Annotated in this window: 14 protein-coding genes; 7 read left to right on the top strand and 7 right to left on the bottom strand. The window is 44.4% G+C overall.

Annotation, left to right across the window (positions count from 1 at the left end; genetic code table 11):
- Positions 1–248: 248 nt before the first annotated feature.
- The 7 genes from LLF78_01335 to LLF78_01305 all read right to left on the bottom strand — a co-directional run bounded on the left by LLF78_01335 (position 249) and on the right by LLF78_01305 (position 8,375).
- Complete coding sequence (locus LLF78_01335) at positions 249–641, bottom strand: class II SORL domain-containing protein (protein ID MCE5201146.1); 393 nt, start codon at positions 639–641, stop codon at positions 249–251.
- Between the two features lie 115 nt (positions 642–756).
- Positions 757–1,245, bottom strand: coding sequence for a DUF721 domain-containing protein (locus tag LLF78_01330; protein MCE5201145.1), 489 nt, complete (start codon positions 1,243–1,245; stop codon positions 757–759).
- On the bottom strand, positions 1,232–3,127 hold the full coding sequence (mnmG, locus tag LLF78_01325; protein ID MCE5201144.1) for a tRNA uridine-5-carboxymethylaminomethyl(34) synthesis enzyme MnmG: 1,896 nt from the start codon (positions 3,125–3,127) through the stop codon (positions 1,232–1,234). Before mnmG ends, LLF78_01330 begins: the two co-directional genes overlap by 14 nt.
- Positions 3,117–4,196, bottom strand: a complete 1,080-nt coding sequence (gene recF, locus LLF78_01320) for a DNA replication and repair protein RecF (protein MCE5201143.1) — start codon at positions 4,194–4,196, stop codon at positions 3,117–3,119. Before recF ends, mnmG begins: the two co-directional genes overlap by 11 nt.
- Positions 4,180–5,346, bottom strand: coding sequence for a DNA polymerase III subunit beta (gene dnaN, locus LLF78_01315; protein MCE5201142.1), 1,167 nt, complete (start codon positions 5,344–5,346; stop codon positions 4,180–4,182). The genes recF and dnaN overlap by 17 nt, the downstream gene beginning before the upstream one ends.
- Positions 5,347–5,574: 228 nt before the next feature.
- Positions 5,575–6,915 carry a chromosomal replication initiator protein DnaA gene (gene dnaA / locus LLF78_01310; protein MCE5201141.1) on the bottom strand — a complete coding sequence of 447 codons (1,341 nt, stop codon included), beginning with the start codon at positions 6,913–6,915 and terminating at the stop codon, positions 5,575–5,577.
- Between the two features lie 737 nt (positions 6,916–7,652).
- Positions 7,653–8,375: a hypothetical protein gene (locus LLF78_01305; protein MCE5201140.1), complete on the bottom strand. Its 723-nt coding sequence runs from the start codon at positions 8,373–8,375 to the stop codon at positions 7,653–7,655.
- 516 nt (positions 8,376–8,891) lie between these two features.
- Here LLF78_01305 and LLF78_01300 point away from each other — a divergent pair.
- The 7 genes from LLF78_01300 to LLF78_01270 all read left to right on the top strand — a co-directional run bounded on the left by LLF78_01300 (position 8,892) and on the right by LLF78_01270 (position 16,513).
- On the top strand, positions 8,892–9,428 hold the full coding sequence (locus LLF78_01300) for a chromate transporter (protein MCE5201139.1): 537 nt from the start codon (positions 8,892–8,894) through the stop codon (positions 9,426–9,428).
- Positions 9,425–9,976, top strand: a complete 552-nt coding sequence (locus LLF78_01295; GenBank protein ID MCE5201138.1) for a chromate transporter — start codon at positions 9,425–9,427, stop codon at positions 9,974–9,976. The genes LLF78_01300 and LLF78_01295 overlap by 4 nt, the downstream gene beginning before the upstream one ends.
- Before the next feature lie 388 nt (positions 9,977–10,364).
- On the top strand, positions 10,365–11,372 hold the full coding sequence (gene dctP / locus LLF78_01290) for a TRAP transporter substrate-binding protein DctP (protein MCE5201137.1): 1,008 nt from the start codon (positions 10,365–10,367) through the stop codon (positions 11,370–11,372).
- 99 nt (positions 11,373–11,471) lie between these two features.
- Positions 11,472–12,062 (top strand): TRAP transporter small permease, encoded by a 591-nt coding sequence (locus LLF78_01285; GenBank protein ID MCE5201136.1) that lies wholly within the window; start codon positions 11,472–11,474, stop codon positions 12,060–12,062.
- Positions 12,059–13,375: a TRAP transporter large permease gene (locus LLF78_01280; protein ID MCE5201135.1), complete on the top strand. Its 1,317-nt coding sequence runs from the start codon at positions 12,059–12,061 to the stop codon at positions 13,373–13,375. Before LLF78_01285 ends, LLF78_01280 begins: the two co-directional genes overlap by 4 nt.
- Before the next feature lie 1,055 nt (positions 13,376–14,430).
- Positions 14,431–15,444, top strand: coding sequence for a TRAP transporter substrate-binding protein DctP (dctP, locus tag LLF78_01275; protein MCE5201134.1), 1,014 nt, complete (start codon positions 14,431–14,433; stop codon positions 15,442–15,444).
- A gap of 148 nt (positions 15,445–15,592) precedes the next feature.
- Entirely contained in the window at positions 15,593–16,513 is a 921-nt protein-coding gene (locus LLF78_01270) for a Ppx/GppA family phosphatase (GenBank protein MCE5201133.1), read from the top strand.
- Positions 16,514–16,528 lie beyond the last annotated feature (15 nt).

Genomic DNA, 16,528 nt, shown 5'->3' with positions numbered 1-16,528 from the left:
ATTCATTGAAGCATTGCCTGAGATGCTGAAGAACAAGCTGCTCAGATGTGCGTGAAATGACTAAAAATAATATTCTTAACGTTCGCCGATTATTGGATTGTCAAGGTGCTGTGCACGTTATTTATGTGCGAAGTTTGAGTTTATTATATTACATTCATTACTCAATAACAAAGAGGGACATCCGGTATGGACATCCCTCTTCGTGCAAAATCAAAAAGTCCCTTACAAAGCAAGGGGTATTTAAATTTCTATTCCACTGCGATTTCCTGTGATGTCTCCCAGAGTCCGTGCAGATTGCAGTAGCTCTGCGCTATAAGGGTCCCTGGCTTTGAAAGTTTGATGGCGACGCAGCTGAAGGGTTCCGCAAGGGCAGGACCTGCCACAGTCGGATCCATTGATGCTGCGTGCGCGGTATAGTCAAACTTTGCGAGCTCAATCGCAAATTTGGCATCGTTGGGTTTAAAGAAAAGCCCGATCCAGCAGATATGGTGCTCCATCTTGTTTGGATGTGGAATTTCCTTGCCTACACTTACTTTTACTGTAAATTTCTCTCCGGCTTTTACTTTTTCCGGTGCTTCAATAACGGGAACATGCTTCTCTCCCTTAAAATCGCCGCTTTGAATGAGATCTCCTATTTTCATGTAAGATTACCCCCCATTTTTTAATCATGTCTTAGTATAATATTAAACTGACAAAACAATAGAACCATCGGCATTTTTACCGAAAAATAATAATCATTATTATTTATCTGGGCTTTTAACCGTTTTTTCTTAGGCTAAGCTTCTCTGATGCCACCTTAAGCCTTGCCACTGTTTCTGCAATTTCAGGATCTCCGTTTTCAGATGTCAGTCTTTTTGTCTCTTCCTTTACAGCCTTCTCCGAGATTATGACCGGAGCCCGTCTCCTGCATGCGGGAAGCGGAGGTTTTGCAGCAGATCGTCTTGTAATTTTTCCAACTTTAACGTCAATTTGTATAGATGGTAAAGATAAAAATTTACGCAGTGATTTTATAAGCGCAGATCTTCTGAACTTTACTGCCTGAGCAACTCCTGCATCCGTAACATTTATGGTAATCCTCAGTCCTTCTTCCACAAATTCACACGCTGAAGGGGAGCTCCTTTCAGCAATTGCCTCACCCGCTACATTATGCCACTCCTGTTCGAGCTCGGCTAGTTTAAGGCAGGCTTTAACCGCATCAGGCACATCTGTGGTAAATAGTCTGCCGGCATCCTTAAGAGATTCCATCTTTATTTTCAGTCCTCTCTCTGCGTCTGTTCTCCAGCGTGACCCAAAGGAGCTGGATATCGGTCGGCGGGATCCCGGAGATCCTTGACGCCTGCCCAAGTGTTCTGGGAACATGGCGGATAAGTTTTTGGCGTCCTTCCCCCGAAAGTCCTCCAATCGATGCAAAATCAAAGTCCTCCGGAAATTTCAGTCGATCCATGTGGCGGAATTTTTCAACCTGTCTATTCTGTCTGTCGATATATCCCTTATATTTGAGGTCTGTCGATATGCGCTCTCCAAGTTCTTTATCAATATCTTCAGAAGAAATAAGCGGCGCAATGATCTCCCATGTGATCTCAGGTCTGCAAAGCAGGTCGGATGCCGGAAGTCCTTCTGTGATCGGGGAGGAGCCGGCACTCCGAAGTATCTCATTGACTTTTTCCGTAGGATGGATCTTAAAATTCATTATACGCTTGATTTCCATGTCCATTTTCCTCCAGCGCGCGCAAAGGATATTCCATTTTTCCTGTTGCAGCAGGCCTATATCGTGCCCGATCCCGGAAAGTCGTTTGTCAGCATTGTCATGGCGAAGCATGAGCCTGTATTCACATCTGCTGGTAAGCATCCTGTATGGTTCTTTTGTCCCTTTTGTTACAAGGTCATCTATGAGTACTCCTATATATGCCTGGTCTCGTCCCAGAACCAACGGTCCGCTTCCGTGCACCCTTAGCGCAGCGTTGATGCCGGCAATAAGCCCCTGTGCACCGGCCTCTTCATACCCCGATGTGCCGTTTATCTGTCCTGCAAGAAAGAGATTCTTTATCTGTTTTGTCTCGAGCCAAGGTTCAAGCTGTGTAGGAATCACAAAGTCATACTCAATCGCATACCCAGGTCTTAATATGTGCGCCTTCTCACAGCCCCTGATCGTGCTTACGGCTTCAAACTGAGCCTCAAGGCACATTGATGTTGAAAAATTCTGCATATAGACTTCTCTGCCATCAGGATCAATGGGTTCGAGGAAAATGGGATGGGAATCCTTTTCGGGGAACTTTATTACCTTGTCGTCGATGGAGGGGCAATATCTCGGCCCTTCCGTATCAAGGGTACCCTGAACCAGGGGTGACTCTGAAAAATATTTTCTGATGACATCATGAGTTATTTTGTTGGATCTTGTCATGCCGCATACCATTCCCGAATATGTCCGTTTCTCTCCAAAATATGAGAACGCTTCAGGTTCTGATAAACTTTCCTGCTTATCTAGTATGTCCCAGTTTATGGTATCTCTGTGAAGCCTTGGCGTCGTGTCGGTCCTCAGACGTCCGATCTCGAGCCCCGTGTTCCTTAGGCTGCGGGATAACTCTGTAGCTGCAACCATTCCGAGAGGACCTGATTTATGGCATGTCATACCTATGTGTATTTTAGAGGCAAGATATGTTCCAGTAGCCATGATTATTGTCCTTGAGTAAAAAATCTGGCCTGTTTTTATTTTTACCCCTATAGCCGTTCCATCCTTAACAATAAGATCCGTGACCTGTGACTGATGGATCTCCAAATTCGGACAGGTAAGCAGCGCAGTTCTGTAATGGCTGCTGTATATCCTTGGACTGCACTGAGCTCTCAGTGTCCTGACAGCCGGACCTTTTGACGTGTTGAGCCAACGCAGGTGCTGCGTTGCTTTATCTGCAGCACGCGCCATTTCCCCCCCGAGAGCATCTATCTCACGGACAAGGTGCCCTTTTGCCGGTCCGCCTATGGAAGGATTACACGGCATCATAGCTGTGTTGTCTATGTAAAGGTTCAGCATGAGGGTCCGGGCTCCCATTCGGGCAGCAGAAAGGGCTGCTTCACATCCCGCATGGCCTCCTCCGACAATAATAACCTCATATTTGTCATTATAAATCATCATTGGAACTTATCACTCTTCCTTCTGAAACAGTATATACTTTCCCTGGAAAACCAGATATGAACGGTTCGGCCGTTGCAGCAAAAACCTGCCCTTTTCTTTCTGTCAGCGCTTCAAACAATACTTTTCTTCCCTCTGCATCCAACTCTGCGGTAACTTCATCCAGAAGCAGCACCGGCTCTCTGCCAAGCTTTCGGCGTACCCCGTCTGATGCTGCAAGCATCAATGCGATGGCAACTCTTCGGCGCAGTCCCCTGCTAAGAGACATTGCTGCTGATTTTCCATCCGCAGTTATTACCAGATCATCCCTGTGCGGTCCAACGACAGAAGCTCTGAGTGCAGCTTCTTTTACTCTGTTGATTTGAAGTGCTTTTATATAATCTTCTTCCGTGTCTTCTGCAAAACCGGCGCCGCCCCTTGCCAGAGACAGTCCTATCCTTGCGGGTAAAAGTTCCCCCAGTCCTTCCATACAATCTGAGAGCAACAGTACTGCTTCCTCTCTCATTCTCCATATCCACGCAGCAAGTGACACGAGAGCTCGATCTACTATGGCGGCGGAGTATCCCTTTCCGAGCAATATTGACTTCTGGCGGATACCCCTTCTATAATCACACAATCTTACTGCATATGCGGGGATAAGAAGAGCAAGGATCATATCCAGGAGCCTACGCCTGTAAGATGCGGAATCCTCAAGTATGGACATGTCGTTTGGAAGAAAAGAGAGTACAGGTATTTTACAGCGGAGTTCAGCGGCTTTTATCGTCTTATCGTCTATTTTAATGGAATATCTGCCGGAGATTTTTACCTTGATTATCTCTCCATATTCGCTGTTTAACTGTCCTGTAAGCTGTACATCACTGGTACCGCTGTTCCATGTCGGAAGAGAGTTTGTTCTGGTACCTCTTTCAAGAGGCCCCCATCCCGATATAATATTAATTCCTTCAAGTATGTTCGTCTTGCCTGAGCCATTAACTCCTGTAAGCAAATTCAGCCCCGGGGACCATTTCATCTCCCGGGGCTCCAGATTTTTAAAGTTATTGAACCTTACTCTGCTAAAACCCGTCTCCATCAGTTATCCCGGTTTTTTCTATCTTCATTTCTTCTTCGGATAAATTAATCGGAGCAATAAGACATAAAAATTTATCACTATCTGTATGCCTGACTGCCATATGCCCGGATGGACCGTTAAATGTAAGTCTCACATCAGAGTCACGCATTACTTTAAGTGCTTCCATAAAGAACTTGGAATTTACTGCCATTCTTAATGTTTCTCCTGTTATATCTGCATTTATCTCTTCAACCGCCTGACCAAAGTCAGGAGCTTTGGCTCTCATTACTAAACTCTCGCCTGTAATTATATCAAGTATCACCATACGGTTATAATCCCTTACAATCACATCCACCCGCTCAAGTGCGGAAATAAGATCACCCCTATCAATAGTAATACTTGTTGTATTACTTTTAGGAAGAATTTTTTCATAAGGAGGAAACCGCGATTCTACACGTCTTACTGTAAATTCAACATTTTCCGCCTTGAAGTAAAACTGAGCATCATCATAAAGTATATCAACTATGGAATTTGGATTTAAAGACCCAAGTATCCTCTGGACTTCTTTTACTCCTTTCATAGGAAGCAGAGAACTGACACCATCTGTTGATTCAAGGACCACAGCTCCGGAAAGGGCAAGCCTTCTTGTATCCGTTGATATGATGTTCAATATTCCGTTCGATATCTGAAAATTTGCAGAAGACAGATAAAGAGGAAATTCTTCACCTGTCGATGCTGCAAGCGTTCCCTCTTCCAGTACCTCTGTCAGTTCTTTCGCTGAAATTTTACAAAAGAGCTTTGCTGATCCGGAAGAAGGAAGGACCGGAAATTCACTTACCGGATATGTACTGAAATTATACTTGCTCCTTCCTGCCTTCAAAACAACCTTACCATCAATGACAGATAGAGTAAATTCCTCTCCCGGTGCTTTTTTAAATAGATCACTGACCATCTTTATCGGGAAAACCGCTTCTCCTTGCTCTACAACGGTAACGCCGGAAGCGGAGCATATTATGGATGTCCGGATATCAGTTGCCTGAAGAGAGACCTCATCAAAGGAAGCTTTTATCAGAACCGAGGAAAGTATGTTCATGGAGCTTGAACTGGATGTGCTTCTCTCGGCAAGCCCCCAGCTCTGCAGGAATTGTTTTTTGTTGATAATAAGCTTCATAAGTAGACCTCCCTATTTCTTTTCTTTTATATTAAAAAATAATATTCGTCGTAATAGGTGCTGTGGAAATGTGTAAAACGCAAAAAAAACAAGACAGAGAAAGGATTTTTTTGGTGGATAAAATCAAGAGAGAATCCTTATTTTATCCACAATATCCACAATTTCGGTGTGGAAAAAGACATAAGCTGATCTATGCACATATAGATTCACAAAAAACACAGTGGGAAATTATAGTTTACTAGCAATATTATCCACAAAAGAGCGTACGCGTAAATCAGTCTTTATGAGTTTTTCCACCTTTTTACAGGCATGAATGACTGTGGTGTGATCTTTTTTATTAAACGAATAGCTTATCTGCTGAAGGCTTTCACCGGTCTTATTCCTTGCAAGATACATGGCGATCTGTCTTGCAAGCGCCAGATCGGCTGTTCTGTTCTGAGATAAAAGATCATCAATAGAGAAACCAAAGGTCTCCGAAACCATCTGCTGAATAAGACCTATGCTGACAGGACCGGAATTATTTTCGCGGATCATATCCTTGAGCCAAACAGTTACATTTTCCATGTTTATCGGCTCTTCGTTGAACTCGGAACATGCTACAACTCGATTTAAGGTGCCCTCAAGCTCCCTGATATTGCTTGGTACGTTTTGGGCGATAAATAAAATTATATCAGCAGGAATAGTATAATTTTTAATTTCTGCCTTTTTCTGCAGAATGGCCACACGTGTTTCAAGATCAGGCGGCTGTATATCGGTTACAAGGCCCCATTCGAATCTTGATACAAGCCTGTCCTCTACTCCCTGTATATCTTTCGGCGGCCTGTCAGAGCTTATTATTACCTGTTTTTTTGAGTTGTGAAGAGAGTTGAAAGTATGAAAAAATTCTTCCTGCGTTCCCTCTTTGTCACCAATAAACTGGATATCGTCTATCATCAGGACATCCAATTCCCTGTAACGGGCGCGGAACTGATCGTTGGTGTTGTTTCGTATTGCCGTTATAAAATCATTTGTGAATTTTTCGGAGCTGACATAAAGAACCTTGGTATTAGACTGAGTATTTTCTATGTGATGTCCGATCGCATGCATCAAGTGCGTCTTCCCAAGGCCGACCTTTCCCCAGATGAATAAAGGGTTGTAGGCTATACCGGGTGATTCTGCAACTGCAAGGCACGCCGCATGGGGAAGCCTGTTTGATTTTCCAACCACAAAGGTAGAGAAGACATAATTGGGATTAAGCCCGTTACGGCTGGTCCCAAACCTTATAGGAGCCGCTGCTGCAATTGCGCGATCCTCCGCACCCACATCATCTTTTGTCTCCTGGCTTACCTTTATCTCAATATCAGTTCCAAAACCAGTCTCTGCGAGAATTGTCTTCATTTGCGTGAGAAATCTGGATTTTATCTGTTCCTTGGCAAATGGTGTGGGTACGTCAAGAACAAGCACCCCGTCATCAAGAGATACGGGAAGGCATGTATCCAAATATGTCTTTGCCGCATTATCCGCAGCGGAAAGCATCCCCACACAGTGCATCTTAAACTCGTTCCAGATAACATCCAGTTCCTTCAGCATTCACTCTCACCTCAAAGGTAAAAAAAGAAGACGAAATAGAAAAGCAACATAATTTTATCATGAAAGGGGTCGGCGCGGAGGAATATTTAAAACGCAAAAACAAAACGTCTTTTAAATCCACAAAAGATATACACATATCCACAAAATATTTAATGGCATAGTATCTCGTGCAAAAAAGCAGCGGTGGAGAACAAGCGTAAAAAAACACAACCCCGGGGGTATATTGACATTTTTTGACCAACTTGATTAAACAGTCGTGCATAACATCTGGATAGTATTGTGACATCTGTGAATAAAACATTATAGATCAGTAAATATATGACTTTAATAAATACAATTTGTTATTATTATTAAAAGGTCTCCCCCTCCAGAAGTGGAAAGAATGCGAAAGGAAGGAAAGGGCAAAGAGATATCCACAGCATGTGGATAGAAATTGTGTATATTTCGATACTTTTCTAAAAACAATAAATAAGACAAATAAGAGACTAAAAATAAGTTTCCATGAAGTGTGTAACAGAATAGACCTTATTTGATGTTTAGTATAAAACGGCGAGAGATGGAAATACGCATGAAAAAACGCGGGGGTTATCCCCGCGTAAATTCGTTATTATATTTTGTTGCCGGCCGGCCTGTCTGAATGAATTTTATCGCTTATCACTGGTATTGTGCAGTTTTCATCTATTGATGATAAAGTGCGAAATCAATCATAGAGTTTGTCACCTAAGTTTATATCCTACTTATTTATGCCAGCTCCAGCTCTCCCCCTTTGTAAACGGCTTTGGATCGCTTGTCATTATTGCCGAAGTGTCAGTCATTTTAATTTTCTTGAAACTGACGGGAAATGGGATTTTTTTAAAAGGCAAAAGGGGATTGACTTTGCCAATGATCATGCTTGTAAGGCTTTCCGGCTGTTTGACCCCTTCGACATAAATAGCAGTATTTTCAAGATATACTCCATCCGCCTGGAGGCCGAGCACTCCTTTTGCCTTGAGTCTGATTTTTATCGTAAAGAGAAACTTTGCGGAAAATATCCCATCTGCAGAAAAGCCTTCCGGTGTAAAATCGAATTTCAGGTTTGAAAAACCTTTGGTGTTTATGCCGGCAAGAAAATAGTTATTTACATCCTTTTCAAGCAAAACGACCTCGCCTTCCGACATCATAATAAGATTTGCAAGCCCGTATTTGTCGCCTGAAAGGGCCTGTTTCGGTGCTTCTTTAAGCATTGCCCTCAGCTTCATATTTTCAATGCGAATCGCCTCGATGTTTGCGCCGACCATCTCAGCCCAGATAAAACTGCCTCCGTCGCTTATTTTAAGTTTCAGCGAATCGGGCTTGAACTCTTCTATAAGTAAACCTCCAATCTCTTTAGCTACGCGTTTTTCCGCCTCTCCGGCAGATAATTGCGCAGCATTAAACAGCATAAGAAGTATCGCAACAAAAAATACAACTGGTTTTTTCATACCCTTGCCCCCCCAAAAAATTATATATTATCACTTTAGCACTAAATATAACTGGTTGTCTTGATCACTGAACTTTTCCGCCATCTTCCGCATGTTTCCAAGCAGGAGCCCGGTAGTTTCAACGCTTTAAAGACCCTTGATCCCGTCTGGAAAACATGATAGGAAGACGGGGGAAAAGGCCTATAAGGCCACTGCCACTATATAGGAATAACTGGGAAAGTTCAGTTGATCGCTTTTAATCATTTTTAATTTTATTTGTCAAGCCTCGTATATTATATGCCACATTTGGCATGGATAAACCAATAACAGGCCAGGTCTGTATTTAACATGTAAAAATGCGATTTTTTTACATGAACGATAATCAGGTATTGTCAGAGAACAGCTCTGACCGCCCGTGTTTTGGGCTGGATGTGATTATGTGGAGCATCGGATGTTGTTTTCTTTTCATCCTATATCATCTATCATTGTTGCAAAGCAAGTCAGGACTAAATCTTAGCAAAAACGGAGCAGATGTAAATGACGTTGTTTGAGCTGTTTTTCTTCTTTTTCAAAATAAGCGCTGTCACCTTTGGAGGGGGAATTGTTATCCTTGGGATGGTCCAGCTTGAAGAGGAAAAGCGCATGGATATTGATGCTGAAGAATTTGCTGATATGATCAGCCTTGCCGCGTCGATGCCCGGACCTCTCGCCGTTTCAATATCATGGATAATGGGCCGTCATTACAGAGGGTTTCCAGGCAGTGTCGCCGCTGTATCAGGTGCTATTTTCCCCCCCTTTATTATTGTACTTTTTCTTTCCCCGTTAATATTGAAATATTCAGATGTACCAGGGGTCCAGGGGTTCTTTCGGGGCGTTCTCGCAGGCACCAGCGCTATCATCACGACCGTGGTCTTCGACAATGTCAAGAACACACTGTCTGCCGGATGGTGGAATGCTGTGCCTTTTGCTGCAGTAATCGCAATGATAGGAATATTTCATATCCATCCTTTTCTTGCAATGTCTGCGGCGATAGCTATCCAGCTGTTGAGAGAAAGGGCAGTCTTTAAAAAATGAACATGCTGGCCGGACTTGCCGCTGCATTTGCTCAGGTGGGTATATGCGCATTCGGAGGGGGACTCTCCACGCTTCCGCTGATCGAATATCAGCTGGTTACCAGCACCGGCTGGCTGACAAGAGAACAGTTCAACCAGGTACTTGCGATGTCTCAGGTTACACCGGGACCGATAGCGATAAACGCCGCGACATTCGTAGGGTTCCAGCAGGCGGGTTTTTGGGGCTCATTTGTCGCGACCCTTTCGCTTGTTGCGGCACCTATTGCCCTGCTGAGCATTGTTATACAGTTGCTCAAATTTGCTTCCGATGAAAACAGCAAGAGAATTAAAGCCTTTCTGCGCCCTGTTGTCGCAGGGCTTCTTTTCCTATCTCTTTTGTCGCCTTTGAAAGCAACGATAGGTAATGGGTCGGTCGCCTTGGCTCTTTTTGTCTTTGGTCTGCTGCTTTTAAAATTCTGCCGCATTTTCAGGGAAAATCCCCCTATTCTGCTTCTCCTATACGGTGCAATAGGCGCCGTTCTCCTTTCAGGAACGTTATTTCCCATCTGAAATATAACGTATTTTGCTGTCTTGTGCAGTTCTTAAATTGTATTTACAGCGCATAATATGTTAAAGTGCTCATTGTATACACTAGAAAATAGCACCCTAAAATATCAATCTGTATGTAAAAACGGTTAAAGGCAATTGACTAAACTGGCGGTATGATGTAATTTATTTTGTAAGATTAAGTATTTTTTAATCAGTATTTCAAACCTAGCGTAGGAGTTGATTTGGAATATTGGCAAAAATTCAGAAGAGTTATTTTTTTATTTCAGAAAGGAGGGTTGTGACAGAAATAATCTGAAGTCAAATTGAGCTTTTTTTAATTCTTTGTTACCTTAGGCCCGGAAACAGCATCATATTTGGAGAATAGGGATTTTGAAGGGAGAGTTTTTAATTGAAGAAATTTGCAGTATTGCTAGCAGTGGTATTCCTCTTTGCAGCGATAGTCACACCGGCAACGGCAGCTCCGATTGTTTTCCGCTTCGCAGGACAGTCTCCCCCAGACCACATGGCAACCAAAACCATGAATGCAATGGCAAAAGAAATCGCACAGAAGACCAACGGCCGCGTAGAGATAAAGGTCTATCCGGCAAACCAGCTCGGCAATTACTCGCTCGTTATGGAAGAAATGATCCGCGGCACGATCGACATGTCCCTTATGTCAATAGCCAGTGAATTTGATCCGCGACTTGAGCTCGTCTACATCAACGGTTATGTGAGCGGCTACGACGAGGCGAAGAAAGTTTTCGTCCCCGGCGCATGGCTCCCCAACAAACTTAACGAACTTTCAAGCGCACTCGGCGTAAGACTGATCGGGTCTTATATTGAGGGTATGATCGGTATCGGCTCAACGAAACCTCTCAAAGAACCCCTTAACCCGAAGGTCGACAAGGGTGTTCTCACACGTGTACCTAATATGGATGTCTATACCCTCGGCGCAAAGGCAATGGGTTTCCGTCCGATCACCATCCCCTACTCGGATGTTTATCAGTCAATGCAGACCGGAGTCTGCGATGCAGTTGACGGCTATCCTGTGGCAGCTGCGTACACGATACTCGGCGACGTGCTGAAATACTGGTATCATACAAACTATTCAATGGAATACCTCGCAATGATGGTAAGCGAAAAATCCTGGAAGAAGCTTACACCGGCAGACCAGAAAGTTTTCCAGGAAGTAGCAAAGAAATATACACTTCGCTCCATCGACAATGCAAAATCAGAAGATAACAAGTACATGGACCTTATGGAGAAGAAGGGCATCAAAGTATTCAGATATACCGAAGCAGAGCTTAAGCCCATCAAAGAAGCCTGCATCACAACGTGGCCGGAGCTTGGTAAGCGCGGGATGACAAAAGAGCTTATGGAGGAATTTGAGAAGCACCTAGGCAAATCTGTTAAATAAATAATGGATAGATAAGTTTATCTGTAGTAATTTACAGGAAAATTCGAATGGGGAGGGGTGCCCCTCCCCGGTTTTCTGTTTTGAAAGGAGCAACTTTTGATGTCTGAAGCAGAAACACAGCAGAAGTACAGCGAATACGTATACGAAGTGCCGGTTTCAACTTTAAGAAAACCAACGAATTTCTTTGACAAATGTACTGTCAGCATCTATTCTGTCATATGTTTTACGATGGCGATGCTGCTGGTTGTTATCATAAGCGCAGCAACAGTTATGCGTTATATACTCGAAATGGACCTCTATGGCTATGAGGAATGGATCAAGATATTCGCCTTCTGGCTATATTTTATGGGTGCAGGATACGGAGCATTTGCCGGGTCGCATGTATCAGCGGATCTCGTTGTGTCCTACGTTAAAGAAGGGACCGTAAAGAGGCTGCTGATTTTTGTAAAGACCGTCATTACCCTTGGGGTCACATTGCTTTTCACTTGGTGGGGATACGATTTCTTCATGTTCGGTTTCCTGGGGCCTCTGGGGACAGGGGTTGCCATTCCTAAGTCCGTCGCATGGAGAATCCCAATGTGGACGGGCTACCTTCCGATATTCATGGGGCTTGTTTCAATGTCATATTACTTTGGCTGGGAAGCCTACAGAGCGACAAAAGCCCTTTTTGCCGGAGGTAAAACAGTATGATTTATATAGCACTTGTAATTCTAATGGCGTGTCTTGTCATTGGTGTGCCGGTTCCGGTCAGTTTCATGGCGTCCTGTGCCTGGCTTATCTTCTTTGGCGGAGTGGACCAGGCCGGCTATCAGGCGACCCAGCTTCTCCCCTACGGCTTTACTCAGATGAATTCCGTCTCCCTGATCGCCATTGCCATGTTCATCATTTCAGGCGGTATTATGGAGAGAGGGCGCATCGCTGAAAAGCTCATAGATATGGTCGATGTCTTTGTGGGCCACATAAAAGGCGGACTCGGAGTAGTCGGGATAATCTCATGTGCGGTATTCGGTTCAATCTGCGGAGCGGCATGCGCCACTCTCTCATGCATCGGCGCTATAATGTTCCCGCGTTTTAAGGCGGGAGGCTATCCCATGGGGCATGCATGCGCGCTCATGGCCAACGCTTCTTTGCTTGGGCTGCTGATCCCGCCCAACGCGACCCTTATCATCTTCGCGTGGATAAGCGGGATATCAGTTCTCGCCTGTTTCCTTTCCACTATCGGACCTGGAATTGTAACGATAGTTCTGCTAAGTGTTATCAATCTATGGATGCTCCGCAACAATAAAGATATACTTGTCAGCCAGAAGCGTTCCCCTAAGGAGCGCGTGGATATGTTCATGAAGCGCGGATATCTTGCAATTCCGGCGCTGGTAATGCCGGTTATGGTCCTCGGCGGGATATACGGAGGAGTAATGACGACTACGGAAGCTTCGGCACTGGCCGTCCTCTACTGTATCCCGATCGGACTTTACGTCTACAAGGGGCTCAATTACAAGACTCTTTATTCCATAGTGATCGAAGGCTCTATCACGACCGGCGTCATTATGGTCATGCTCTACTCTGTCTCGATGCTATCAAGGCTCTATATCCTTGAAGACCTGCCGGGAAAGGTGCTCTACCTCTTCTATTCCATCTCAAAGAATCCGTTGATTATAATGTTCATGATAAACGTCTTCCTTGTTCTGATGGGGATGCTCATGGACGACATCAGCGTTGTTGTACTTACAACGCCGATCCTGCTGCCAATAATTGCCAAACTTGGCGTTGACCCAGTCCATTACGCTGCGATTGTCGGAGTCAACACAGCTCTTGGCTGTATAACACCGCCCTGTGCGCCGGTTCTCTATCTGAGCGGGCGAGTCGGAGGGGCGTCTATAAACGAGATAATGAAACCGGCCCTGACCTTAATGGCTCTCTGCTGGATACCGGTTCTTATCGTGACGACATATATCCCAAGAGTATCACTCTTTCTGCCGCATATCATACTTGGCCTTCCTTGGTAAGCCGATTGATACCCAGGAGCGAGATATAAACCTATTTTATTTACTTTGACACTGAATTTACAAAAAGAAAGAGGCTCTTGGGCATATAAAAATATGCGCTGAGAGTCCCTTTCTTTTAGACAGGCTTTCGTGGATATATCCAACAAACAATTGCATCGTGGTCGGTTTCCAAGTACATGCCTATTACATAAGATCACGGCACAAACGGTCCGGGAGCCAGGGATCTCAGCGGTTTTCCTAAATGGCGCAGCTTATTGGCAATCGTCGAAAAGGTTAAAAGTCACATCTTATCTGGTATAATTTTATAATATTTTCTACGGGACAGGAAGCGATAGTGTGTATTTCTATAAAGATCTGTTTGCGTCGCTGTGTTTTATTTTTTTTGGTGCTGCTCTTGCATTCCAGCATCCGTATCTTTATTTTGCTGCGATGATGTGCGCATGTTTCTCCACCACAGCGCATAGGAAAAAGTGGCCGGACCCGGTTTGGGCGCAGTTATATATGGAGAGTTTGGCCAATTGGTGGGAAAGACGGGTTCCTAAGAAGGAATTTTCAAAGGAAGAAGAGATAACCCCGCTTCCACCGCTCGATAAATAGAAGAGGCAAAATTAATCTGATATATTACGCTTGCTTGAGAGGCAGGCGTTTTTATTTTGCCTGTAAGTACGGTTGCCATTACTTTTCATCTTCGCATGTAAATATATACTTATATTGATAATATAAGTAATACCAATGTATATCGTCCATGCTGCCGTGAAGGCGCATAAACATTCAACTTCATTCCCTTATTTTTTTTATATTAAACAATAACCAATAATCACATATAAAATAGTCTGTTGTTGACAGATACACACCTCTAATATATCTTGTATTCAATGTACAAAAACAACCGGAAGCATTTTTCCGTATCCCCTAAAAATATTCGGCATATAGATAGGATTTATAGGAGAGGTATAAATAGACGCAAATCCTAATATATATCAGTGTTTTACAGCCAAATGGCTGTGGATCAAGTAAATATAACGTATGGACAATTTGAGAGGAGAAACAGAAGGATGAAAAGAATCAAAAAAATTGCATCAGTACTTGCAGCAATGTTTATCCTTACGGCAATGGCAACAATTGCATCGGCTGCGCAGACGACTCTGCGTTTTGCGGGGCAGTTCCCGCCCGACCACACCGCAACCGGTTTCATGAAGGAAGTAGCCAAAGAAGTCGCAGCAAAGTCAAACGGACGGATAGATATTAAAATTTTTCCTGCGAATCAGCTTGGAGACTATACATTAGTCTATGAAGAGCTCATCCGCGGTACAATCGACATGGCTCTTATCTCCGTTCCAAGTCAGTTTGACCCGCGAATGGAGCTCGTCTATATTAACGGTTTCGTGACAGGATACGACGGAATCAAGAAGGCTTTCAAGCCCAACGGATGGATGGCGACGAAGATGGATCAGTTCCATACCCGTCTCGGCGTCAAGTTTCTTGGCTTCAACGTCGAAGGGATGATTGGACTCGGGAGTACAAAGCCGGTCAGAGAACCACTCAATCCGACTGTCAACAAGGGTGTGCTTACGCGTGTCCCTTTTATGGATGTATATAAGACCGGAGTTGAGGCAATGGGATACAAGACAATATCCCTGCCATACGCTGACATCTTCCAGTCAATGCAGACAGGAGTCTGTGACGCAGTTTCTTCAATCCCTCCCGCACTTGCCTACACAGTGCTGAAGGACGCCATGAAGTACTGGTATCAGCTAAATTACTCACTTGAAAACGAGTCTTACCTTATGAGCCAGAAAACATGGGGTAAACTGAAGCCTGCAGATCAGAAAATCATCTCTGACGCAGTTTCAAAGGTTGCGGCAAAATCGATTGACCAGGCGAAGAAAGATGACGCCCGCTACATGGACCTGATGAGAAAAAAAGGCATTAAGGTATACACCTACACGGACAAGGAGCTTGCTCCGCTCCAGGCTGCTATCTCAAAGAGCTGGGTTAAACTTGACGCCAATATGGGTAAGGATCTCATGAATGAGTTTCGCAGACAGTTTGCACCCAAGAGCAAATAACGATTCGTCTTACAGTGCACGTTACAGAAAAAGACGGGCATATGCCCGTCTTTTTCTGTAAATTAGGCTATGCTATACTAAAAAGGCTTAGCAGAGTAAAGCTTGGATGATGTAAAACTGCAGGGAAAGGCCCAGGAGCTGGTTTAAAATGAAAAAAGCGGTCATAGATATAGGCACAAACTCTGTTAAATTTTGCCTCGCAGAGAAAATCAAGAAGGATATGCTGGTATTTATCAAGGATGTCAGTGAAATATCAAAGCTTGGGGAAGGACTTAATATCTCCGGTGAGATCGGGCATGTGCCATTGGAACGCAATGCTCAGATCGTCGCCGGCTTTGTCCTGGAAGCGCGAGAAGCTGGAGCGGAGGAGATTGTGGCGGCAGGCACTATGGCACTGCGAACGGCAAAGAACTCGTCGGCGTTTATAAAGCGGGTAAGGGAGCTAACGGGCATAGATGTGAAAATTCTGTCCTGGGAAGAGGAAGCAGAGCTTTCATACAGCGCTGTTATATTTACAATACCCGGTGCTGCAAATGGCAGCCTTGTAATGTTCGACACCGGAGGCGGAAGCACGGAGTTTGTCCTTAGCGAGGAGGGAGTCATCAAAAATAAATTCAGCCTGAATATCGGCGCCGTCCGTATAACGGAGCAGTATTTTTCAAAAATGCCGGTACCGGAGGAATTGCTTTTGGAAGTTCAGTCTGAAATCCAGGGGGAACTTGCAGCGGGTTTAGTCAGCGTTGCTCCAAAGCTTCTGGTTGGGATCGGAGGGAACGTGACAAGTATGGCCGCTGTAAGGCAAAGTATGGCCGTGTATCACACTGGCGCGATCCATGGCTCAAAGTTGACTCTCTCTGATGTGGATGCGCAGATAGCATGTTATGCGTCAAAGACGCTCGAAGAGCGCCATAAAATCGTGGGGCTTGAACCTAAACGCGCTGATGTCATTCTTGCAGGCGCATGTATAGTCAAGGCTGTCATGGAGCTATTCGGAGTCTCAGAGATAACTGTCAGCGACCGCAGTCTTCGCCATGGTTTGATGTATAGGCTGTTTGATATAGAACTATAAAAGATATAGAACTAT

The sequence above is a fragment of the Synergistaceae bacterium genome (assembly GCA_021372895.1).
In the GTDB taxonomy this organism is placed as follows: Bacteria; Synergistota; Synergistia; order Synergistales; family Synergistaceae; genus JAJFTP01.
The sequence above is the reverse complement of the archived record's forward strand: the minus strand, read 5'-3'. Positions and strand labels throughout refer to the sequence as shown.